This is a genomic window from Bacteroidetes bacterium SB0662_bin_6, assembly GCA_009839485.1.
GTDB lineage: Bacteria > Bacteroidota > Rhodothermia > Rhodothermales > VXPQ01 > VXPQ01.
This window is the reverse complement of record VXPQ01000023.1, coordinates 39,032-60,609: the sequence shown is the minus strand read 5'-3', so window position 1 is coordinate 60,609 and position 21,578 is coordinate 39,032. Positions and strand designations below refer to the sequence as shown.

The following is a 21,578-nucleotide window of genomic DNA, read 5'->3' as shown; positions in this document are numbered from 1 at the left end:
ACAAGCACCCTGCCGTAACTTCGTGCGTTCCTGACAAAAAGGTTCTTACCAAACCGCCGCCGGATCTGCTTCCCGCTTGCCGGGAAGCACCGCGGCCTGTTCCACCAATTTACCGGAGGCTTTGAATCATGGCGAACCCGATCGCAGAGAAGGTCACATCCATTATCGTGGAGAAGCTGGGCGTTGAAGAGTCCGATGTCGTTTCCGACGCTTCGTTCACGAACGACCTCGGTGCGGACTCGCTTGACACGGTTGAGTTGATCATGGAGTTCGAGAAGGAATTCGATATCACCATTTCCGATGAGGAAGCAGAAACCATCGCAACGGTGGGCGATGCGGTGAATTATCTCGAGGAAAAGGTTTCGTAAGGCCGCGCTACGCCTACGTCCCTTATGCCAAAAGAACGCAGAGTTGTAATCACGGGGATGGGCGCCCTGACCCCGCTTGGAAACTCCGTAGACGCTTTCTGGGAAGCCATGATGCGGGGAGAAAGCGGAGCGGCCCCGATCACCCTGTTCGACCCGGAATCTTTCCCAACGAAGTTCGCCTGCGAACTCAAGGGGTTTGACGCCAGGCAAGTCCTTGGGTCGAAGGCGGTGAACCGCCTGGACCGGTTCGCCCAGTTTGCGCTGGTCGCGGCGGAGCAGGCCGTGCATGATGCCGGCCTGGACGAGGACTTGCCGCAGGACGTGAAGGATCGCATCGGGGTTGTTTTCGGAAGCGGCATCGGCGGATTGGAAACCTTCCAGAAGCAAACATCGATTCATCTCGACAAAGGGCCCCGCCGCATCTCTCCCTTCTTCATTCCGATGATGATCCCGGATATTGCGAGCGGGCACATTTCGATGAAGTATGGTTTCCGGGGGCCGAACTACTGCATCGTTTCTGCGTGTGCCACGGGCAACAACAACATCGGGGACGCCTATATGCTGATCCGGCAGGGCCAGGCCGACGCGATGCTTTCGGGAGGCTCGGAAGCCAGCGTTACGGAACTTGGCGTAGGCGGGTTCAATGCGCTCCGGGCCCTCTCGACGCGAAACGACGACCCCGCCGGAGCCAGCCGTCCCTTTGACGCCGGCCGCGACGGATTCGTCCTTGGCGAAGGCGCCGGGGCGCTCGTTCTCGAAGAGCTGAACCATGCCCGGAACCGGGGCGCGAGGATTCACGCCGAAATCATCGGTGTAGGCATGTCCGCCGACGCGTACCATATGACGGCACCGGACCCCGAGGGAGACGGCGCCGCACTGGCCATGCACTCCCTCTTCCGGGACGCCGGCCTGAAGGGCGAAGAGGTGGACTACCTGAATATGCACGGCACATCCACGCCTCTCGGCGATGTGGCGGAAACGAAAGCCGTCAAGCATGTGTTCGGCGACCATGCCTATGCGATGAGTCTGTCTTCCACGAAGAGTATGACAGGCCACCTGCTGGGCGCCGCCGGTGCGGTCGAAGCCATCGCGGCCATCCTGGCGATCATGCATGACCGCATCCCGCCCACCATCAATTTCGAGGAAGCCGACCCGGCGTGCGACCTCGATTACACCTTCAACGAGCCGAAAGACCGTACGGTACGGGTTGCCGTCAGCAACGCGTTCGGGTTCGGCGGCCACAACACGTCCGTGGCTTTCAGGAAATTCGACGAGTAGTCCGCCCTTCTACCGGAACACGATCTCCTCGATGCGTTCAGCGCCGAGTTGCTTGTTGAGGCGATCACGCCACCCCGACCGGTCGAGATGCATTTCCTGACGACAGGCAGCGCTCGTGATCGTGACGAAGAGTTTCCGGCCCCGCACCCGGGCTCCGTCCATGACGGCGCACACTTCCGGCCCGACCAACTGCTGCCATGTATCCACCACCTTCGCTTCTTCGAGCCGGTCCCGGATTTTCATCCGGTCAATAAGGACTTCGAGGACATCGCCCAAGGGGCGGGATGCTCCGGATCGGGGCATGGCGTAACACTATTGGGCAGGAATCAATGCGAAGGGGCTGTCTTCCGCGGCTCCGGCAGGCCGCGCCAGACCATTATCGCCATGATTAAAACCGCGGCGATGGCAAGCAGCGTATTGCTCCAGTAGCCGTAGCGCGCGTAGGCCAGACCGGCCATCGCTCCGCTGATGCCAATCCCGACTTGCCCCGAAGCAATGGCGAAACTCATCAACATGCCCAGGCTGTTCGAGGGAACAAGTGCGCTCAGCAACGACTGAAGCGGGCTGATGCGCAGGGCAAGCAACAACATGGCTGTGGTGAAAAGCAGAGAGGCGGTCCACATATCGCTCACCAGCCAGGTCATCAGGGGCATCACGACCGCCAGACCGAAGCACGACCAGAGTATGAGCGGCTTGCGCCCGACCCGATCGGATAGTTTCCCGGCAGTAGGCCCGGCCACGACATGAGCAAGGCCGCCGAACAGAAAAAGCGTCGCGATCGCTTCCCCGCGTACGTCCAGACCGCTCTCCAGCCAGGCAGGAAGATAAACGAGATACAGGCCAACCCCGAGAAACGTCAGAAAATAGACGATAGCGGCGTTCCGCGTCACGGGGCGGCGGCATAGGCCGATATAATCCGAGACGGCCCTTCCTACGGAAAGGCGGCGCACATCACGCTGCACGTCCGGTTGCGGGACCGCTCTCCATATCAGCAAAAAAGCACCCGTCATAGTCACCGCGAACATCAGAAACGGCCAGCGATAATCGCCGAATTCCGCAAGGAGCGTCCCAAGCGGAATGCCGACCACCTGTCCGACTGCTATCCCGCTCATCACCCATCCGTTGGCCCACCCCCGCCGGTCGTACGGGAAATAATCCCCTACATACGCGACGGCGGCTCCGCTCAGTGCGCCGCCCGCTGCACCCGCCAGCGCACGCACGGCGAGCAGGGAGGCATACGTATCGGCCAAGCCGTGCAGATACAGGCACGCCGCCATGAAACCGGTCCCTATCAGCAAAATCCGGCGGCGCCCGATTTTGTCGGAGATCGGCCCGGTCACCAGCGCAAAAATGGCAAGCATCACCGCGTAGGAGGTGACCAGCGTACCAAGCAGCGAGTCCTGCACGGCCAGCGCCTCGGCAATGCGAGGCAGAATGGGCGAAATGATGATCACCTGACTGCTGGCAGAGAACACCATCAGCCACAGGGCGAACAGGATCAGGGAATCCCGGGGAGAACGGTCGGACAATGGCTTGTTGCGGGGATTCCTGAGCGGATCGCGGATTTTCCGGCGCATAAACAAATGGCAAAACCATCTTAACATTCCGGTAATGCCAAGCGGGTATGTTCACCGTGCGGATAAGCGCGCCGGACACAAGATACGGCATGCCGCACTTCGCACAAGAGTCACTTACCGATCGGCCCGGTTCTTGTGTTTGGGGGATCATCCGATTGCGGGGTGTTCGGAAATCGAGAGAACAGCGCGATCTCATTTCTTTTTTCGTTCAGGCAGAATGATGCACCCATAATCTATGGTTTTCAGCCTTTGTCGTTTTTGGCCATTTTTGATGATTTTTGGCGTGTTTTTGCCAATTTTCAGGCGTTTTTGGGCATTTTCTGACTCTTTTAGGCCAAAACGTAACAATGTTGCAACGGCCCGGATCGGGGCTTGCGGGGGGATAAGCGGATGTATACCTTGTACGGATGGCCCGTTCCTTTCGCCGGGCGCATTTTGTAAACCATCCCCCTATGACCTGTCGCTGGATTCTCCGCCCTGTCCCTTCCGAAGACGCTGTCAAGGACATCGGGCAGCAACTGAACAACCTCCCTGAAGCGCTTTCGCGCGCGCTCATCCTCCGGGGGGTCGACACCTTCGACAGTGCACGCGCTTTCTTTCGCCCCGGAATCAGCGGTCTGCATGACCCGTTCCTCATGGCGGATATGCATGCCGCTTCGGATCGCGTAGCGCAGGCGATTCGGGATAAGGAACGCATTGTGGTGTACGGGGACTATGATGTGGACGGCACGACCGCCTCGGCACTGCTTGTTTCCTCGCTTCGCTCGCTGGGGGGAGATGTCGGTTTCTTTGTTCCGAACCGGTTCGAGCACGGGTACGGACTGAGCCGCTCGGGCCTTGATGAGGCGGCCCGGCTCGGCGCACGGCTCATTGTCGCGGTGGACTGCGGCGTCACTGCCTCGGAAGAAGCCAGATATGCGCGCGAAAAAGGGATGGACCTCGTTGTTTGCGATCACCACACGCCGAAGGGCGAGCTTCCCGACGCCGAGGCCGTGGTGGACCCGAAGAGGACGGATTGCCCGTATCCCTTCAAGGAGCTCGCCGGGTGCGGCATAGCCTTCAAACTGCTGCAGGGCGTGCTGGTGAAACTGGAGCGCGACCCGGAAGCCGCCACGGAGTTTCTGGACCTTGTCGCCGTCGCAACAGCCAGCGATATGGTCCCGGTGGAAGACGAAAACCGGATACTTCTGGCCCTCGGCCTGGAGCGGCTCCGCCAAAAACCCTCTTCCGGACTGCGCGCGCTGGCCGCGGTGGCGAACATATCTCTCCCTTCCTGTACGGCTTCCGAGGTCGTGTTCAGGATGGCCCCGCGCATCAACGCTGCCGGGCGTATGAGCACCGCTGAAAAAGCCATTGATCTCCTCCTGGCAGAGGATCCGGCAACGGCGGAACACTGCGCGAAAGAACTGGACACGCTCAATACCTACCGCCGGGAGATCGATCAGAAAACCCTCGAGGCCGCGACGAAACTCGCGGAACGCCAGATCACGAGCAAGATGCGCCACACTCTGGTCCTGCATCACAACGACTGGTTCCCCGGCGTCATCGGCATCGTGGCTTCCCGGCTGGTGGAACGCTTTCATCGCCCCACGATTCTTCTCGGGACCATAGACGGTGTCGCCACGGGTTCCGCCCGGTCGATCGGCGGCATCAATATCTTTGAGGCCCTCCGAGAATGCGAAGACCTGCTGGTGAAATTCGGGGGACACGCCTTCGCCGCCGGATTATCGCTGGAAATTTCCAATCTGCCCGCGTTGCAGGAGCGGTTCGACGAAGCGGTAGGAAAGGTGGTTACCCCGGAAGTGCTTCAGCCCTCCATACAGGTGGATGCGCTTCTCCCCCTGCACGAAATAGATCGCCGGTTCCTGGCCGTGCTCAAACAGTTCGAACCCTTCGGGCCCGGAAACGACCGCCCGGTGTTTCAGGCCAACCGGCTGCTTCCGGTCCGGCCGCCGCGCAAGGTCGGCAAGGATAATCAGCATCTCAAGTTCGTGGTGCGGCCACAGGAACAGAGCGAAAAGGGCTCTCCTCTGGAGGTCATCGGCTTCGGGATGGGGGGGCGATTCGATATACTGGAGCAATGCCTGCAAGAACAACAACCCTTCGACATGCTCTTTTCCGTGAAAGAAAATTTCTGGAACGGGCACACACAAACCCAGCTCCAGGCAAAGGATATCCGGCGCAGCGCCCCGCCGGCGTGACGGTCTCTCTGTAACGAGGCAAAGAGTGCGATTGAACGGCTATCCGCGCTGGTTGCCCCGGACTTCCGAGGATGTATCATGCCACGAGATGCCTGATGCGGGCCATGTGCCGCCGAAACACCTCGAATCCTGTTAGCCGGAGCGCCTTCTCCCATGCGAACCATGCTACGTCCGTGATACCCTCTTCGAGTTGCGGACGAAATTCCTCTTCGGAGGTTGTCATTTGAAACCAATGCGTGGTTTTAATCACATGCGTGAGTTGCCCCCGGCGGTTATACAGGTCATAGCTATACACCGTGGCGCCCAAAGGCTGACCGAGATGTATCGCGTCAATGCCAAGCTCCTCCTGTACTTCGCGGAGCGCACATTGGCGCACCGACTCCTTTTTCTTCGCCTTCCCCTTGGGCACGTCCCACATACCCCGGCGAAAAATGAGAAGTACTTCTGTGCCCGCCCCGCCGCGGCGGGTAACGAAGCCCCCCGCAGCAACCATCAGCACGGGGGGACGGTACGGCGCGACATTGCAAAGCGACGCAGGCGGCGCATACTCACGCCAGTCATAGCCTGCGGCCTCGTTCACATAGGTGTCGATAACGATAAGGCGATCCGGGCAAGCCGCTTCCGCTTCCTCGAAACGCTCGAACGCCGGGAGAGTATGTTCCCGCGGACGAAGCCCTTCGCGGGCCGCCTTCGCCACGGTGAGCGCATCGGCGCAGCAAAAAGCCAAGCGGCTTGTGACATCCCCTTGGGCAAATTCTTTCATTTTTTCTCCACCTTTGTACGGACGGCTTCATGCTTCGCTTGGACTACGAACACATTTTACCCTTTGTCGATCCCGCCGACCTTGATCGGCAGCTTGGCGCCGCCCGCGATGCGCATCGCCTGCTGATCGAAAAATCGGGGCCCGGAGGAGATGCCACCGGCTGGCGGGACATCCTGATCCGGCCCGACGAAGCCTTGCTGCAAGATATTGCAGAAACCGCCCGGTGCATCCGGGAAGAAGCCGATATCCTGGTCTGCATAGGCATTGGGGGATCGTATCTTGGCGCCGAGGCTGTCATCCAGGCCCTTTCTCCTTCCTTCGGACGGAATGAGGGATCCCCGGAAATCCTTTTTGCAGGGCATCACATGAGCGGCGCATACCTGCAGGAACTCCTCGAATACCTGCACGGCAAATCTGTTTTCGTAAATGTCATTTCAAAAAGCGGGCGCACGCTGGAGCCTGCCATCGCGTTTCGATGCATCCGGCAACATCTTGAAAAACATTTTGACGATGCAGACCGGCGCATTATCATCACGACCGATCCGGAAAAAGGAGCGCTGAACACGTTACGCACCACGCACGGGTATAAAAAATATGTCATTCCGGGCGATGTCGGCGGGCGTTTTTCCGTGCTGACACCGGTGGGGTTGCTGCCTATCTCTGTAGCCGGAATTGACATTCGTGCACTTTTCGAGGGTGCTGCCGCAGCGCTTGCCCGGCTGGATTCTCCAAAAAATAATCCGGCCGTGTTGTATGCAGCCATTCGATCCGTACTGTTGCAACAAGGATTGTGTATCGACCTGCTTTCCGTGTTCGAACCTGCGCTATACGGCTTTGGAAGATGGTGGCAACAACTTTTTGGAGAAAGTGAAGGGAAAAACGGCACAGGTCTGTTCCCGTTCGTTGCGCAGTACTCAACGGATCTGCATTCTATCGGACAATATGTCCAGGAAGGGCAACGATCGCTGATGGAAACATTCCTGATGGTTGAAAGAACAGGTAGCGTTCTTTCGGTGCCTGAAGAACCCGGAGCAGATTCAAAAGACCTTGACGGCCTTGATTATCTTACCGGGCAATCTATGGCAACCATCAACCGGGCAGCCTGGGAAGGCACTGCGCAGGCCCACACCGATGGCGGTGTTCCAAATATGACTCTTTGGATACCGGAGATATCCCCAACCTGTCTCGGTGAAGCGATCTACTTCTTCGAACATGCCGTTTCTGTCTCCGGATACCTTGTAGGCGTTAACCCTTTCGACCAGCCCGGAGTTGAAGCATACAAGAAGGAAATGTTTTCAAGGCTCGGGAAACCGTAAATCGGAAACAGGCATGTGGGAAAATCAGGATTTTGACCCTGTATTACTACCGTCTGATGTGGAAAGGGTACGCGAAGTGAAAAAGCCCTCCCGTTTCCACGGGTTATTCCGGAGATACTAACGTACTTTGGCCTGTGAAGAACAGAAAAATTAATGTGGATAACTTATCCATACGCAGAGACTTTCCCGCATTGATGCTGGAAAGAAGACAGCCGGATATTTTGAAGATAAAGTTTTTCACAATATGAAGATAACTTGTGCATAACCTCTCTATTCACATATCCACAGCCCCTACTACTACAACATATTTATATTAATTATACAAGTTATAGTAGAGCTTGTGAGTGTGTGAATAACCCCCCTTAGACGTTATGTTTCGAAGGGTGCAGTGTCTCTGGGAGATAATACCTGTCCTGACCCTGACCCTCATGCGCTTGTGCCGGCTCCTGAAGAAACCTCTCGGAACAGGTATCCGGCTTGTTGGGTGGCGGGAGCCTTATCGGCCGGTATTTTGCTTGCGCACAGTGGGGAACCCGGTGCAGCAGTGCGGGGGAGTGTACTGGCAGGCCTCGTCGCGGGTGTGTTGATTTTCTGTACAGGGTCTGTGCTGCCGAGGGTTTCCAGGGAACTGCGTACGCTTTTCGTTGCCTTTGCGGGTTTTTTCCTGACGGTGTGCTTCGGGGGGTTGCACTATGCCACGTTTTATGCCTTGCCGCAGGGACATCCGTTACCCGGGAAGCTTGCTTCCGGGGAAGAGGCGGTGTGGTCAGGTCGCATTCTGGATGATCCGGTGGAGCACTCAGGATCGATCCGGTTTACGCTCCGACTGGACCGGAAGAACAATGGGGATCCTCCTGCAGGTTTGCTAGTGTCCGGCCGGTTCACTTCCGGAGGTGACCGGCAAAGCAATTGGTTGCCGGCAAGGTGTGATCAGGTAATACTGCAGGGGCGTCTTGCTCCATTGCCTCGTGCCAGAAATCCTGGTGAGTTCGACTACGGGAGCTATCTGTTCCGCGAGCGCATCTATGCTCGTCTCTATCTCGTGGAGGGGAGTATGGAACGGACAGGACGTGACAGGCGGAGTACAGGGTGTTTGCTTGAACCGGCCCGAGCCTTCGTTCAGTCCAGCCTGGATCGGTTTTTGCCCGATCCTGAGTCGCGAGCGATCCTCCATGCGCTCCTTCTTGGAGACCGGCGGCAACTGGACAGCGATACCCGGGACCGCTTTGCCCGTATGGGTCTTCTGCATCTCCTTGCAGTATCCGGTCTGCATGTCATGGTTGTCGGAATGATTTTGTACCACTTGCTCGGGCCTCTCCTGTATCGCCTTCGTTTGAATTGGCGTACTGTGGATATACTTCGGGTGAGTTGCACCGTGTTTCTGCTCGTGGGATATATGCTTCTTACCGGGTGTTCCGCATCGGTGGTGCGCGCTGTGGTGATGGCGTCGCTGATGCTTTCGGCTACATCGTTCCAGCGACCTGCCCGGTCCCTGAACAGTCTGGGCGCCGCCGTGTGCGTGTTGTTGGCCGTTGCCCCCACCCATCTTTTCGCGGCCGGGTTTCAACTTTCCGTGTCTGCGGTGGCTGGTATTCTGTTGCTGGCGCCTCTACTGGCGGCATGGGTTCCGGCCCCCTCATTTCGCCTGGGGGAATACATTCACTCCGGGACCGCCGTCACGGTGGCGGCAACCATCGGTACGCTGCCTGTAGCGCTTTATCACTTTGGGCAGGTCGGGCTGGGGGGACTCCTGCTGAATCTGCCGGGTATTCCACTCACTACAGGGGCGCTGGTCGCCGGTTCAGCAGCAGTGGCGTTCGGCGGCGTATTTCCGGCGCTGGGAGAGATTCTCGGGGCTGCGTCCGGCGCACTGGCGTCTTCCCTGCTTCATGTCTCCATGTTTGGTGATCGATTTATGGGATGGAGCGTAGTTCAGTGGAGTCTTGAACGGCCGCTTCCTCTTATAATACTAACCCTTATCGGGGTGTGCCTTGCCGTGTGGCGCCGCCCCAGGCTCCGGTGGCGTTTCGCTGCGCTGGCGCTGCTTCTTCTGATCGGGGATGTGATTCAGGGAGTAGCCAGCGGACGGTATCGCCCGCACATGGACGTGATTTATATGGATGTCGGCCAGGGAGATGCGGCCCTGTTGCGCCTCCCCGACGGGGACGGCGTGCTGATCGATGCGGGGCCCCGGTCGGCTTTCACGGGCAGCGATGCAGGAAGCCGCTTCGTGCTGCCCCAGTTGGCGTACCGCGGCATGGACAAACTGGGAACCGTGATTATCACCCATCCTGACAGTGATCATATCGGGGGCATTCCTTCCGTACTGCGTTCCGTGCCCGTGGGCCGTGTGCTGCGGTCGGGGTACCGGCACTCATCGTCGCTCTTTACAGAAACCGACGCCCTGCTGGATAGCCTGAATATTCCGCATCGCGCGGTGCGGATAGGCGATACCCTCATGTTGTCGCCCCAGGTGCGCGCCTACGTATTGTACCCGCCCGAAGAGGTCCCGGAAGATGGCCCGAATGCACACTCCGTGATGCTGCTCGTGTGCTACGGCGAGGCTTCGTTTCTCTTTACAGGGGATGCCCCTCTTGAGGCCGAACTCCGGCTTGCACGGCGGTACAAGGACCTGCTTCAAAGCGATGTCCTGAAAGTCGGGCACCACGGATCCAGGACCAGCTCCGCACCGGCGTTTCTTAACGGCGTGCTGGGCGCACGAAGCCGGGATTCGAATCCCGCGGGCGCCGTAAAAACAGGTGTCTCCATGAACGAACCGACGCAGAATCCCCGCAAACCGTATGCGGTGGTCAGCGTCGCGGAGCGCAATCGTTACGGACTCCCGAACCAGGAAGTACTGGACCGCCTGACTGCTGCGGGTTTCGAGGTGGTGCTGACCTCCAGGGCCGGCGGGGTATGGTTTCGAACAGACGGCAAAACGATCCGGCGCGTGAACTGGCGGTGAAGAGGAGAAACAGGAACCGTTCTGCCCGAAAAATCTCGTTTGGAACAAGAACCTCAAGCATCTTTACGAATATGCATACGCTTTCCGGCAGCGCCCGTGCCCTCCACGCACGAAGTGCTCCGTCGCCATCCCGTGAACCGGCAGCGCCCGATCCTCTTTGACATATGGATACTCTGATCAAAACCGCTTCGATCAGCGCTCCGCGTTCGTGCATAAAAGATATTATAATTGCATTATTGAAATTACGCGAAACGCCGCGGATTCGGGGCGGTGTGAGCGCGGAGCGCCCTTCGGGAGGCTGCGAGAAGCACGCTGGCCGCGTCATTCCTCATTATGTGGGGCCTGCCACATTGCTTCGTCATTTCTTGCCAGCGTGCTTCTCGCAGCCTCTGAACTTCGCGGACTTGATCAGAGTATCCATATGAGCAATCGCAGAGAAGCAAGAGCGCGCGTTATGCAGGCGCTCTACGCGAGTGAGATGGCAGACGGTGAAGAGGCTGCCCACTTCGTCGAAACGATCATTGCGCCGAAACTCCGCGACGATACTGAGGTCCTTGCCTTCGCCAAGGACCTTTTCGGATGGGTCCGGAGCCATATCGCCCGCCTCGACGAAATCATCGGAGCGCATTCGGAAAACTGGGAACTGTCACGCATCGCACTGATTGATCACATTGCTCTCCGGATAGCTATCGCCGAGATGCTGGCGTTCGAGGATATTCCTCCGAAGGTGTCGATCAACGAGGCGATAGAAATCGTCAAGAGATACAGTACGGCGGAAAGCGGGCGATTTATCAATGGGATTCTCGATGCGGTGTTGCTCGACCTGCACAAGCAGCGCCTGCTGAAAAAGTCGGGGCGAGGCCTGATCGGAATGACTTCTATTCTGAAGCGCGCCGGCGCAGATCCGCCCGCGCCCGATGCGAAGTCCGACGAGTGAACGGCGGGAAACCATGGGTTTTATAGCCATAGGAGATATACACGGGTGCGCCCGCACCCTGAAGGCGCTGATCGGGAAATTGGCCCCGACTCCGGAGGATCATCTTGTTTTCGTGGGGGATTACGTGGACCGCGGACCGGATGTCCGGAGCGTCATCGACTTTCTTCTGGCGCTTGCCGAACAGGTTCCATGCACCTTCCTCAGGGGAAACCACGAGGCGATGATGCTGGATGCTCTTGCAGGAAAGGATCAGTACTTCTGGATTATGAATGGCGGCACGCAAACGCAGGACAGCTACCGGGTTGCCGGCGGCGCCGTCGAAATCCCTCGCGAGCATATAGATTTTTTGCGCGCCACGAAACGCTGGTTCGACACACCGGACTTCTTTTTTGTGCATGCGGGCTTGCTGTCGAACTGGACCGTGGCCCGGAGCATGGAGCAGGGCGACGAACACATTTTTCTTTGGGAGCGAGGATTCCTGCATGCGGAAACCCTGGCCTGGGAAAAAACGGTCGTATGCGGGCACACGCCCCATCGTATTCCCCGTAATGAGAAGCAACTTGTGCTTATCGATACAGGATGCGCCTTCCATGAGCATCCCGGTCTGGGCCGCCTGACCGCGGTCCGATTGCCGGAGCGCACCTTCGTGAGCGTACCGTACCAGGGCTGAACCGAAAAACGCATGGCTTTACGCTGCGGCATAACAGGATTGCCCAACGTCGGCAAGTCGTCGCTATTCAATGTGCTCAGCGGCGCAGGAGCGCGCTCGGAAAACTATCCCTTCTGCACCATCGAGCCGAATGTCGGCATCGCCCCCGTACCTGATGAACGGCTTTATCGTTTGGCCGAGCTCTCCGGCTCCGACAAGGCGACGCCCGCCACGGTCGAATACGTGGACATCGCAGGGCTTGTCGCGGGCGCTTCGAAAGGAGAGGGTCTCGGAAACCGGTTTCTGGCGCATATCCGGGAAGTGGATGCGATTGTGCATGTGGCGCGTTGCTTCGAGGATCCCGACGTTACGCATGTCACCGGCACGGTGGACCCGGCCCGCGACATCGGAATCATAGAAACGGAATTGTTGCTGAAGGACCTTGAGTCCCTTGAGCGGCGCATCGAAAAAGTCGCCAAGCAGGCCAAGGGCGGGGACCGGACGCTGCGAGACGAACTGGCTTTTGTCGAGAAGGTGCATGCCTATGTAGGGGACGGCAAGGCGGCGCGTACATTTCCTGTGCAACCCGGGGACGAAGACCGCCTTGATGCGCTTTTCCTTTTGTCTGCGAAACCGGTGCTTTATGTAGCCAACGTGGCCGAGGACGACCTGCCCGATGGGGGCCCCCACGCGGAGGCCGTACGGGAAATCGCCTCCGCGGAAGGATTTTCGTGCGTAGTCGTTTGCGCTGAACTGGAGGCGCAGCTTGCGTCGCTGGGTGATCAAGAGAGAGCGGCCTGGCTGGAGGAACTGGGGCTTGAGGCGCCCGGCATGGACCGGTTCGTAGCGGCAGGCTACGAATTACTGAACCTCATTACGTTTTTTACGACCGGGCCGAAGGAAACGCGGGCCTGTACCGTGGTGCGGGGCGCCCGTGCGCCGGCCGCAGGCGGTGTCGTACATTCGGATTTCGAAAAGGGATTCATTCGCGCGGAAACGATCCGCTACGAGGACTTGATGCGGTACGGCTCGGAAACGGCGGCCCGGGAAGCCGGCGCCATGCGCGCCGAAGGAAGAGAATATGTGGTGGCGGACGGCGACGTGATACTGTTCCGGTTCAATGTGTAGCAAGGAATACTCTGAACTTCGCGGACTTGATCAGAGTATCCCTTGTTTGAAGGGCTTTTTGCCTTGCAGACAGGCGCACGGCGCCTTGCCGCCGGCCCGTTTCTATCATGAACGCGATTCGACCATGACACAGCGCAACGCTTGCTCCATTTTCCGCTTCCCCACATGTTTTTTGACGGGGCTCCTTCTTTTTGTCGCCGCGCTGACCGGCTGCGGCGGCCTATCCATGGAGGGCCCGGACACTGCCATGCCCGCAATGGAAACGAAAGCCGACACCGTGGCCATGAAGGTTTTCGAAGCGTACGGCGGGCCCGGCGCATGGGCGGACCTGCGCTATCTGCGATTCGATTTCGCCACCGGGTCGAACGCGCCCGCGGAGGCCGACTCCACGGTCGAACAGCCGACCCGGAGCGTGCACGGCCGGCACTTGTGGGATCGTATGACGGGAGATTACCGGGTGGAAATGCCGGGCGGCGGGGATACGGTATATGTGGCGCTTTTCAACACACATGCTCCTGAAGAGGGGAGCGTCTGGCTTTTCGGAGAGCGGGTGGGCGATGAAGAGGAATCGGGTATGCTCGAAAGCGCCTACCGCCGGTTCATCAATGACACGTACTGGTTGCTTATGCCCGTCAAGCTGTTCGACGAAGGTGTACACCGAAGCTATCTGCCCGACTCTTCCACGGGCGACCTGGATGTACTGCACCTTTCGTTCGGGGAGGTGGGCCTGACACCGGGTGACCAGTACTGGGTGTACACAGACAAGGAGACGGGCAGGGTCCGGCACTGGGCTTACCACTTGCAGCATCATCCGCCGGACCATGTGCCTCAGCCGATTTCCTGGTCCGACCACAAGGCCTTCGATACGCCTTCCGGCGCCCTGGTCGTTTCGGAGCGAAAGCCCAGCGACGGCTTTGTGTTGTATACGGACCGGGTGGACATGCCCATGGAAGCTCCCGAGGGCGCTTTCACCGATCCGCAGCCCATGTTGTAACCTTCTGACCGGGTGGACTTTCGCTTTCTGATCGCCCGGCGCTACCTTGCAGGCCGCCGGCAGGTCACCCTCATTTCGTTCATCACCGGCATCTCCGTGGCAGGCGTCGCTCTCGGAGTGGCTGCGCTTGTCGTCGTGCTTTCCGTGATGAACGGATTCTACTATTTCGTGCGCGACATGCTGGTTTCGATTGATCCGCATGTGCGGATCGTCGGGGTCGGGAAGGCCGGTGTAGCCAACCCGGACTCGCTGGCTGCGGTGGCGCTTGAACTGCCGGGCGTCGAGTCCGCCTCTGCCTATGTCGAGGGGAAAGCGCTCCTGGCGCCGGAGGAAGGCGCCGAAGTGAACAAGGTGGTTATTGTGCGCGGCGTGGATCCGCAGGCCTATGCCGGCGTGAGCGACGTAGTGGATCGCACAGGTTTCGGCGCGTTCGATCTGGAGCGGCGCAACGGACGTCCCGGACTGGTCGCAGGCATGTCGCTGGCCTACCGGCTCGCCCTCCTGCCCTCCACGGACTCCTCGGCCGGTCGGGTGGCCCTGCTTTCTGCGCCCGATATCGAGGATATGGCGACAAACTTCCTGGGGATCATGGCTTCTCCCCCGGCCCTGTTCGATGTGCGCGGGCTCTTCGAGATGGAGGACATTTATGACGAAAGCCATGTGTTCATCGAAACGAAGGAAGCCCAGCGCCTTTTTCGCACGGGTGATTTCGTAAGCGGGGTCGAACTCCGCCTTGCCGATCTCGAACAAGCCGATGCGGTCAAGCAAATGCTGGCAGCACGCCTGCCCGCGCCCTTCGAGGTCGTCACATGGTACGACCTGCGCAAGTCGCTATACGATGTCATGCGCCTCGAAAAGTGGGCCGCCACCTTTGTACTGGGGCTGATTATCGTGGTGGCTTCGTGCAATATCGTGGGGTCTTTGACCATGATCGTCATCGAAAAGCGCCGCGACGTGGGGGTGTTGCGGGCCATGGGCGTTTCTCGCCGGGATATCCGCCGCATTTTTTTGCTGGAGGGCGTCATGGTGGGGGTAACCGGCACCGTTTCCGGACTGGTTATCGGGCTTGGGCTCGCCTTGCTGCAGCAACATTTCGGACTGGTGCCGCTTGCCGGCGCGGAATCCTTCCTGATCGATGCCTATCCGGTGTTCATAGAGGGCGGGGACCTGCTGACGGTAAGCGTTGCGGCGATCGGGCTTTGTGCGGCGGCGGGCTTGTATCCTGCAGTGCGGGCCGCGGCGATCGAACCGGCGAAAGCCGTGAATATAGAGGCATAGAAACCGGGCAATGCGCGTTCCTCCGGGCTCCTCGCCTGGCCCGCGCCGTATTTTGCGATAATCCGCCTCCCCGCCGTAGTTTTGGCAGATGTTGGCCATTTTCCGGGAAGAGCTGTCGCATAGTTCGCCCTTTCCCATTTCCCGCACGCACAAAATTCCCCTCGCCATGCCGCACGACCGATTCGGCCTTGACGATTTGCCCAACCGCCCCACCAGACCGCGAACGTCGGGCCTGACCCTCGTACTGGACAAAGGCCTCTCTGTACGGCAGGTGGAAGACACGCTGCAAATGAGCGCCGACTATGTGGATGCCGTAAAACTGGGATGGGGAACGGCTGTGGTCACGCCTTGTCTTGAGGAGAAGTTGCGCGCGTACCGGTCTGCGCAGGTGCCGGTCTGCTTTGGCGGCACGCTGTTTGAGGCGTTTTGCATGCGCGGCCTGCTCAACGAGTACCGCGCCCTGCTCCATGCTTTTCAGATCGAATACGTCGAGATTTCCGATGGGACGATTACACTCCCGCACGAAGAAAAACTCGGCTACATTCGCTCCTTCTCGGAAGACTTCAGGGTGTTGAGCGAAGTCGGTTCGAAGGATCAGGCAATTACCCTGTCCCCCGACACATGGGTTCGGATGATCCGTGACGAACTGGAAGCCGGTAGTTGGAAAGTTATTTGCGAAGCGCGCGAGAGCGGGACCGCCGGCGTTTTTGATGCTTCCGGCCAGATCCGGTCGGATATCATGGACGAGATCGTGGAGCATATCGACCCCGGGGAATTGGTTTTCGAGGCTCCCCGGAAGTCCCAGCAGGTATGGTTCATTCGGAAATTCGGTCCTAACGTGAACCTTGGAAATATTCCCCCGGATGAAGTGATTCCTCTCGAAACGCTTCGTACGGGTCTTCGGGGAGACACGTTGCTTTCATTTTTCGAGGCGCCTGGCCAGGGGGCCTGAAGGGAAACAATTCTATAGGGCCTGCTAACTCTATGCAGCGGCGCTCTGCGGGGCCTATTTTTCTGTCAGGCCAGGCGCCGCGAGCGCAGTGTGGCCCAGCCACATAAGCGAGCGGCAACGCCGCATGGCGGGAAAACAGGCCCCGCCCTTCGGGTTCCGCCGGTCACGGCGTCACTCTTCGTTGCTCGTCGCTCATTTGGAACCACCAAACTTCACTCCTCGCGCCTTGATTGACGCCGTGCCTGACGGAACAGAGCATTGCTGCATAGAGTTAGCAGGCCCTAACAGGCTACGTACCTGCCCGGCTAAGCAGGAGACCTTGCTTGTTTCTTCAAGGCAAACCGCTTGCGAAGCCGTCCCGCGTGGCGTATTTTACAAGGCTTCGCTGCAAATATCCTGCAGATAATATCTACAGGCCCGGCACAGTATCATTTGGCATTCGAGACATGTCGCGTAAAGATGACATAACAGGGCGCGGACCCAGGACGGGCAACCACGTTTCCCACGCCCACAACAAGGTGAGGCGTCGCTTCCTCCTTAACCTTCAGAAAAGGAGATTCTACATTCCGGAGGAGGATCGATACATTACCCTGAAAGTGTCGGCGAAGACGCTGAAAACGATCAACAAGAAGGGTATTCAGGCTGTTCTCAGAGAGGCGCGGCGGCAGGGCGTGCGCGTCTGACGCGCGTATGACCCGGCAACGTATGCGCCGGAACCCGTGAACCCGGAGAAAGACCATGGCCAAAGCGAAAGGAGTTCGGATTCAGGTGACGCTCCAGTGTACGGAAGCGCCGGGCACGTCGCGATATTCCACGACGAAGAATCGTCGTAATACGGATCAGCGGCTGGAACTCAAGAAGTATAACCCGAAGCTGCGCAAGCACACGCTGCATCGGGAAATCAAATAGGAGGATGCGGGCACTCTCCCGCAGCCTCAGAAATTTTCGGTAAATCGCCATGGCGAAAGCACAGACATTCGGCGACAAGGTGCGCAAGAAGCGCGGATCCGCCAAGCAGATGGCCAAGATCGTAGCTGCTGAAAAGAAAGCGAACGGCCAGTACAGCTTCCGGGTGCGGATGGTGCCCACAGATGCGGTCCAGGAGGCCCTGAAGGCGGCCAAACAGGCGCGCTGACGGCTGCTTCGTTGTTTTTGATGGCGCGGCCCCGGCAGTGAGTCCGCCGCATTTTGAAGAGAGATATTGCAGGATGCGCCCTTGTCCACAAAATCGAGGCGTGGCGCAGTCCGGTAGCGCATCTGCTTTGGGAGCAGAGGGTCGTCGGTTCAAATCCGGCCGCCTCGACACATACCGGTTCCGGTCGTTGTGCCCATGCGGCTGCGTATCATCCGCGCAAACCCGGGCACATCCCCTGCGCCCGTAGCTCAACCGGACAGAGCGGCGGACTTCTAATCCGCAGGTTGCAGGTTCGAGTCCTGCCGGGCGTGCTTCGGCGCGACAGGAAAAAACACCGGGGATACCTGTCCGGCCCGATGGGATCAAGGAGCCCATCGGGATCGTACGGTACGGCAAATCGGGTGACGTGGCCGAGTGGTTAGGCAAAGGTCTGCAAAACCTTGTACGGCGGTTCGAGTCCGCCCGTCACCTCACAGTGTACAAGCAAAGTCTCTCTCTCTCTCGCCATGTATGCATCGCTTCGCATCCCTGTCCTCTTTTTTGCGCTCGTCGCTATGGCGGGCTGTGTTTCCTATGAAGAAGAGGAGGAAGTGTATACCAGCTCCGTTGCCGATACCATAGGGACGGTGATCCGGCTGGACGACCGGATAGACACGCTCGTTCCCGCGGATGCCGTCATTGAAAAACTGGCAGAGGGGTTCGAGTGGTCGGAAGGCCCTGTCTGGGTGCCCGACGAGGGGGGATACCTTCTTTTTTCCGACATTCCGGTGAACACGATCTACCGGTGGGATGAGAAGGGCGGTCTGTCGCCCTATCTCCGGCCGGCGGGCTACGCGGGGAGCGATCCTTCCGGGGCCGAACTGGGCACGAACGGTCTTATGCTGGATGCGGAAGGCCGGCTTGTGATGTGCGATCACGGCAACCGGCAGGTTGCCCGCCTCAACACCACGAATTTCACGCGCGAGACGATCGCCTCGGCCTATGAAGGCAAGCGCCTCAACAGCCCCAACGATCTGGCTTTTCATTCCAGTGGAGATTTGTACTTCACGGATCCGCCCTATGGACTTTCCGGCCTGAACGACAGTCCTGACAAGGAGCTTCCTTTCAATGGGGTATACCGCGTTGATACGAGCGGCGAGGTATCCTTGCTTACGGAGGAGTTGGGTTTCCCGAACGGGATCGCGTTTTCGCCGGATGAAAAGACCCTGTATGTCGCAAATTCAGGGGGAGCCAATCCCGTTATTCGCGCCTACGATGTGCAGGACGACGGAACGCTGGCGAACAGCCGGGTCTTTTTCGACGGCAGTGCGCTGATCGCCGACGGGGCGGTGGGGGCGTTCGACGGCATGGCGCTCGATACGGAAGGCAACTTGTTCGCAACAGGGCCCGGCGGCGTGCTGGTGCTGACGCCCGAAGGAGAGCATCTCGGCACCATTTCCACAGGAGAACGGATAGCCAACTGCACTTTCGGGGACGACGGCTCGACGCTGTATCTCACGTCGGACATGCTGCTTGCCCGCATTCGCCTCGATGCGCGCGGACTCGGGTTCTGAGATTTCCCGCAGCGCGGATTCTTGCCGCTGCACACGGCGGGCCTTTTGTATCAGAAGGGGGCTTCCTCTCCCCCTACCCCGTTTCCTTCCGCAGGGTTCTGATAGTAGGTCGCCAGGTTTTCGAACCGGGCATATTGGTTGACGAAAGACAGTTCCACCGTGCCGACCGGGCCGTTGCGCTGTTTGCCGATAATGATCTCGGCGATCCCTTCGAGGGAGTTCTCCTGTTCGTCCACGCGGATTTCGTACCGCTCGGGGCGGTAGATGAAGCATACAACATCCGCATCCTGCTCGATGGCTCCGCTTTCACGCAGATCCGAAAGCTGGGGTCTCGGCGGTTTTCGAGCCTCAACAGCGCGGCTGAGTTGCGAGAGGGCGACAACGGGAACGTCCAGTTCCTTGGCCAGCGCCTTCATGGATCGGCTGATGTGAGAAATTTCCTGTTCCCGGTTGGAATAGCGCAGGGTCGTAGCCACATGCATGAGTTGCAGGTAGTCCACGATCACCAGGCCGATGTCATGTTCGGCTTTGAGCCGTCGGCACTTGGCCCGGAGCTCCAGCACGGATAACCCCGGTGTGTCGTCAATGAAAATGGGCGCCTCGGCCAGCCGCCCGGCCGCCTGGGCAAGTTTCTGCCAGTCTTTCTCCTTCAAGCGTCCTGTGCGGGCGTCCTGGGAATCCACACGTGCTTCCGAGGTCAACATGCGCAAGGCAAGCTGCTCTGCGCCCATTTCGAGGGAGAAAATCGCCACGCCCGCCGGGTATTTTTTGTGCAGGGCGGCGTTTCGCGCGCAGTTCAGGGCGAACGCGGTTTTACCCATCGACGGCCGCGCAGCCACAATGATCAGATCGGACCGTTGCCAGCCGCTCGTAAAATTGTCGAGGCGGGAAAACCCGCTTGGAACGCCGGTTATGCCTCCCTCCCGCCCATCAATGGCTTCAAGCCGCTCCAGGGTGCTTTTGATCACTTCCGACACCTTCGCTGCCGGCCGCCGTACTCCCGAGTTCGAGATTTGAAAAATGTCTGTTTCGGCTTTGTCGAGCAATTCGAAGGTGTCCGTACCGGGGTCGTAGGCGTCCCGGACCAGCAGCGTCATCTTTTCGATCATTTGCCGAAGCAGGTGCTTCTGGGCAATGATGCGGGCATGGTATTCGACGTTCGCAGCGGCGCTCATGTGAGCTGTGAGCTCATTCAGATAATCCGCCCCGCCTACCTTGTCGAGTTCCTTGCGCCGCCGGAGCTCCTCCGTCAAGGTGATTAAATCGATGGGTACGCCCTTCCTGAAAAGTTCTGTGAAGGCTGCAAATATTTTCCGGTGTCTGCCGTCGTAAAAACTGTCTTCAGAGAGAATTTCAATCGTTTGCGGCAGTGCGTCGCGCTCCAGAAGAACTGCCCCGAGAATAGCTTGCTCGATGTCCACGGCCTGCGGCGGCACACGCCCGCCGGGCTGCGGGCCCGACATTTCCCTCGGCGGGGCGTCCGGCATGGGTGGAGAATACTGTTCCTGATCAGGCATAAGAGGCGTATACATGATACGGGATCGACGGTCAGGCCGCGTTTCCCGTCAACTGGTCGTAGCGTTCGCGAAGCATCTGTACATCCTCCCAGGCGGGTCGTTTCCATCCGGGATTACGCAGCAGCGCCGCCGGGTGATAGGTAACAAGCAGCGGAAGGCCATGAAAGTCGTGAAATTTTTGCCTCATGGCTTTCAGGGAATCCTGCCGATCGAGCAACGTGGTTGCCGACGTTTTGCCGACGCAGAGGAGGATTTTGGGTTGAATCAGAGCGATCTGCTTGTAGAGAATCGGGGCGTGCGCTTTCACTTCACCCGCAAGCGGGTCCCGATTGTTCGGCGGGCGGCTTTTTAGAATGTTGGCTATGTAGACTTCTTCGCGTGCGAAGCGGATGGCCTCCAGTATCTTGTTCAGCAACATGCCGGCCCGCCCCACGAAAGGTTCTCCCTGGGCATCTTCGTCCGCTCCCGGCGCTTCCCCGATGACCATGAGGTCCGCATCCGGGTTTCCGGTGCCGAACACCGGGTTTTTGCGGGTTTTATCCAGTGGAATGAGCACATTGTCCCGTACGAATGCTTCCACTTCCTCCAGCGTATTCATCTCGTGCAGCGGGGATTCCGCCGGGATGAGCGCATGAATGCGCGCATAGGCTGATCGGCTGTTACCGGTCCCCGGTCCCGAAACGGCCCCATGGCCGAACAGATCGCCACCGGCGTTTTCGGAAGGCGCCATCCTGCTCGTCGGGGAAGAAGGAGTACGGGTCATTTCGGAGGGGGTGCTATCGGATGCCGGTGCGCGCCCGCCGTTTTCCTTGCCGGGATGCGGAAGCGGGACCAAAGGACCGGCGAGGCATTGTTCGTGTTCGATGATGGTTTTCAGTTCTTCAAGAAGGGGCATTGCTGGCATGAAGTCATGAGCCTTCGTCGAATCGGGACCGGTGCGCCGGGATCGATACCGGGTTTTGCCCGC

Annotated in this window: 20 protein-coding genes and 3 tRNA genes; 18 read left to right on the top strand and 5 right to left on the bottom strand. The window is 59.0% G+C overall.

The features are described from left to right. The first annotated feature begins 128 nt into the window (after positions 1-128). Both F4Y00_03665 and fabF read left to right on the top strand, forming a co-directional pair. Entirely contained in the window at positions 129-368 is a 240-nt protein-coding gene (locus F4Y00_03665; protein ID MYE04052.1) for an acyl carrier protein, read from the top strand. Positions 369-392: 24 nt separating this feature from the next. Further along, positions 393-1,646: a beta-ketoacyl-ACP synthase II gene (gene fabF / locus F4Y00_03660; GenBank protein MYE04051.1), complete on the top strand. Its 1,254-nt coding sequence runs from the start codon at positions 393-395 to the stop codon at positions 1,644-1,646. A 9-nt stretch (positions 1,647-1,655) separates the two neighbouring features. Here the strand turns inward: fabF and F4Y00_03655 are convergent, their stop codons facing one another. Both F4Y00_03655 and F4Y00_03650 read right to left on the bottom strand, forming a co-directional pair. Beyond that, a complete protein-coding gene (locus F4Y00_03655; GenBank protein MYE04050.1) occupies positions 1,656-1,949 on the bottom strand; it encodes a DUF721 domain-containing protein in 294 nt (97 codons plus the stop codon). 23 nt (positions 1,950-1,972) lie between these two features. Continuing rightward, positions 1,973-3,223 carry an MFS transporter gene (locus F4Y00_03650; GenBank protein ID MYE04049.1) on the bottom strand — a complete coding sequence of 417 codons (1,251 nt, stop codon included), beginning with the start codon at positions 3,221-3,223 and terminating at the stop codon, positions 1,973-1,975. Between the two features lie 452 nt (positions 3,224-3,675). Between F4Y00_03650 and recJ the strand changes: the two genes are divergently transcribed. Continuing rightward, entirely contained in the window at positions 3,676-5,424 is a 1,749-nt protein-coding gene (gene recJ / locus F4Y00_03645; GenBank protein MYE04048.1) for a single-stranded-DNA-specific exonuclease RecJ, read from the top strand. Positions 5,425-5,500: 76 nt separating this feature from the next. On the opposite strand, the gene F4Y00_03640 is transcribed toward recJ, so the two are convergent. Next, positions 5,501-6,187 (bottom strand): NUDIX domain-containing protein, encoded by a 687-nt coding sequence (locus F4Y00_03640; protein MYE04047.1) that lies wholly within the window; start codon positions 6,185-6,187, stop codon positions 5,501-5,503. 29 nt (positions 6,188-6,216) lie between these two features. Between F4Y00_03640 and F4Y00_03635 the strand changes: the two genes are divergently transcribed. The 15 genes from F4Y00_03635 (at position 6,217) to F4Y00_03565 (ending at position 19,094) form a co-directional block, all read left to right on the top strand. Beyond that, complete coding sequence (locus F4Y00_03635) at positions 6,217-7,503, top strand: glucose-6-phosphate isomerase (GenBank protein ID MYE04046.1); 1,287 nt, start codon at positions 6,217-6,219, stop codon at positions 7,501-7,503. A gap of 352 nt (positions 7,504-7,855) precedes the next feature. Further along, positions 7,856-10,468: a DNA internalization-related competence protein ComEC/Rec2 gene (locus F4Y00_03630; GenBank protein MYE04045.1), complete on the top strand. Its 2,613-nt coding sequence runs from the start codon at positions 7,856-7,858 to the stop codon at positions 10,466-10,468. A gap of 421 nt (positions 10,469-10,889) precedes the next feature. After that, positions 10,890-11,405, top strand: a complete 516-nt coding sequence (nusB, locus tag F4Y00_03625) for a transcription antitermination factor NusB (protein MYE04044.1) — start codon at positions 10,890-10,892, stop codon at positions 11,403-11,405. A gap of 13 nt (positions 11,406-11,418) precedes the next feature. Then, positions 11,419-12,075 (top strand): serine/threonine protein phosphatase, encoded by a 657-nt coding sequence (locus F4Y00_03620; GenBank protein MYE04043.1) that lies wholly within the window; start codon positions 11,419-11,421, stop codon positions 12,073-12,075. A 12-nt stretch (positions 12,076-12,087) separates the two neighbouring features. Beyond that, positions 12,088-13,182, top strand: coding sequence for a redox-regulated ATPase YchF (ychF, locus tag F4Y00_03615; protein MYE04042.1), 1,095 nt, complete (start codon positions 12,088-12,090; stop codon positions 13,180-13,182). Between the two features lie 124 nt (positions 13,183-13,306). Beyond that, positions 13,307-14,176, top strand: coding sequence for a hypothetical protein (locus F4Y00_03610; GenBank protein MYE04041.1), 870 nt, complete (start codon positions 13,307-13,309; stop codon positions 14,174-14,176). A 12-nt stretch (positions 14,177-14,188) separates the two neighbouring features. After that, a complete protein-coding gene (locus F4Y00_03605; protein ID MYE04040.1) occupies positions 14,189-15,454 on the top strand; it encodes an ABC transporter permease in 1,266 nt (421 codons plus the stop codon). Positions 15,455-15,620: 166 nt separating this feature from the next. Further along, on the top strand, positions 15,621-16,406 hold the full coding sequence (locus F4Y00_03600) for a phosphosulfolactate synthase (GenBank protein MYE04039.1): 786 nt from the start codon (positions 15,621-15,623) through the stop codon (positions 16,404-16,406). Positions 16,407-16,852: 446 nt separating this feature from the next. Then, positions 16,853-17,089 carry a 50S ribosomal protein L28 gene (gene rpmB, locus F4Y00_03595; protein ID MYE04038.1) on the top strand — a complete coding sequence of 79 codons (237 nt, stop codon included), beginning with the start codon at positions 16,853-16,855 and terminating at the stop codon, positions 17,087-17,089. Positions 17,090-17,144: 55 nt separating this feature from the next. After that, on the top strand, positions 17,145-17,315 hold the full coding sequence (gene rpmG / locus F4Y00_03590; protein MYE04037.1) for a 50S ribosomal protein L33: 171 nt from the start codon (positions 17,145-17,147) through the stop codon (positions 17,313-17,315). Between the two features lie 49 nt (positions 17,316-17,364). After that, a complete protein-coding gene (locus F4Y00_03585; protein ID MYE04036.1) occupies positions 17,365-17,541 on the top strand; it encodes a DUF4295 domain-containing protein in 177 nt (58 codons plus the stop codon). A 94-nt stretch (positions 17,542-17,635) separates the two neighbouring features. Continuing rightward, positions 17,636-17,709, top strand: a tRNA-Pro gene (locus F4Y00_03580). Between the two features lie 69 nt (positions 17,710-17,778). Continuing rightward, positions 17,779-17,852 (top strand) — tRNA-Arg (locus F4Y00_03575). A gap of 89 nt (positions 17,853-17,941) precedes the next feature. Then, positions 17,942-18,012 (top strand) — tRNA-Cys (locus F4Y00_03570). Between the two features lie 83 nt (positions 18,013-18,095). Beyond that, a complete protein-coding gene (locus F4Y00_03565) occupies positions 18,096-19,094 on the top strand; it encodes an SMP-30/gluconolactonase/LRE family protein (protein ID MYE04035.1) in 999 nt (332 codons plus the stop codon). A 50-nt stretch (positions 19,095-19,144) separates the two neighbouring features. On the opposite strand, the gene dnaB is transcribed toward F4Y00_03565, so the two are convergent. Both dnaB and F4Y00_03555 read right to left on the bottom strand, forming a co-directional pair. Next, entirely contained in the window at positions 19,145-20,626 is a 1,482-nt protein-coding gene (gene dnaB, locus F4Y00_03560) for a replicative DNA helicase (GenBank protein MYE04034.1), read from the bottom strand. A gap of 16 nt (positions 20,627-20,642) precedes the next feature. Then, a complete protein-coding gene (locus tag F4Y00_03555) occupies positions 20,643-21,506 on the bottom strand; it encodes a uracil-DNA glycosylase (protein ID MYE04033.1) in 864 nt (287 codons plus the stop codon). Between the last annotated feature and the right edge of the window lie 72 nt (positions 21,507-21,578).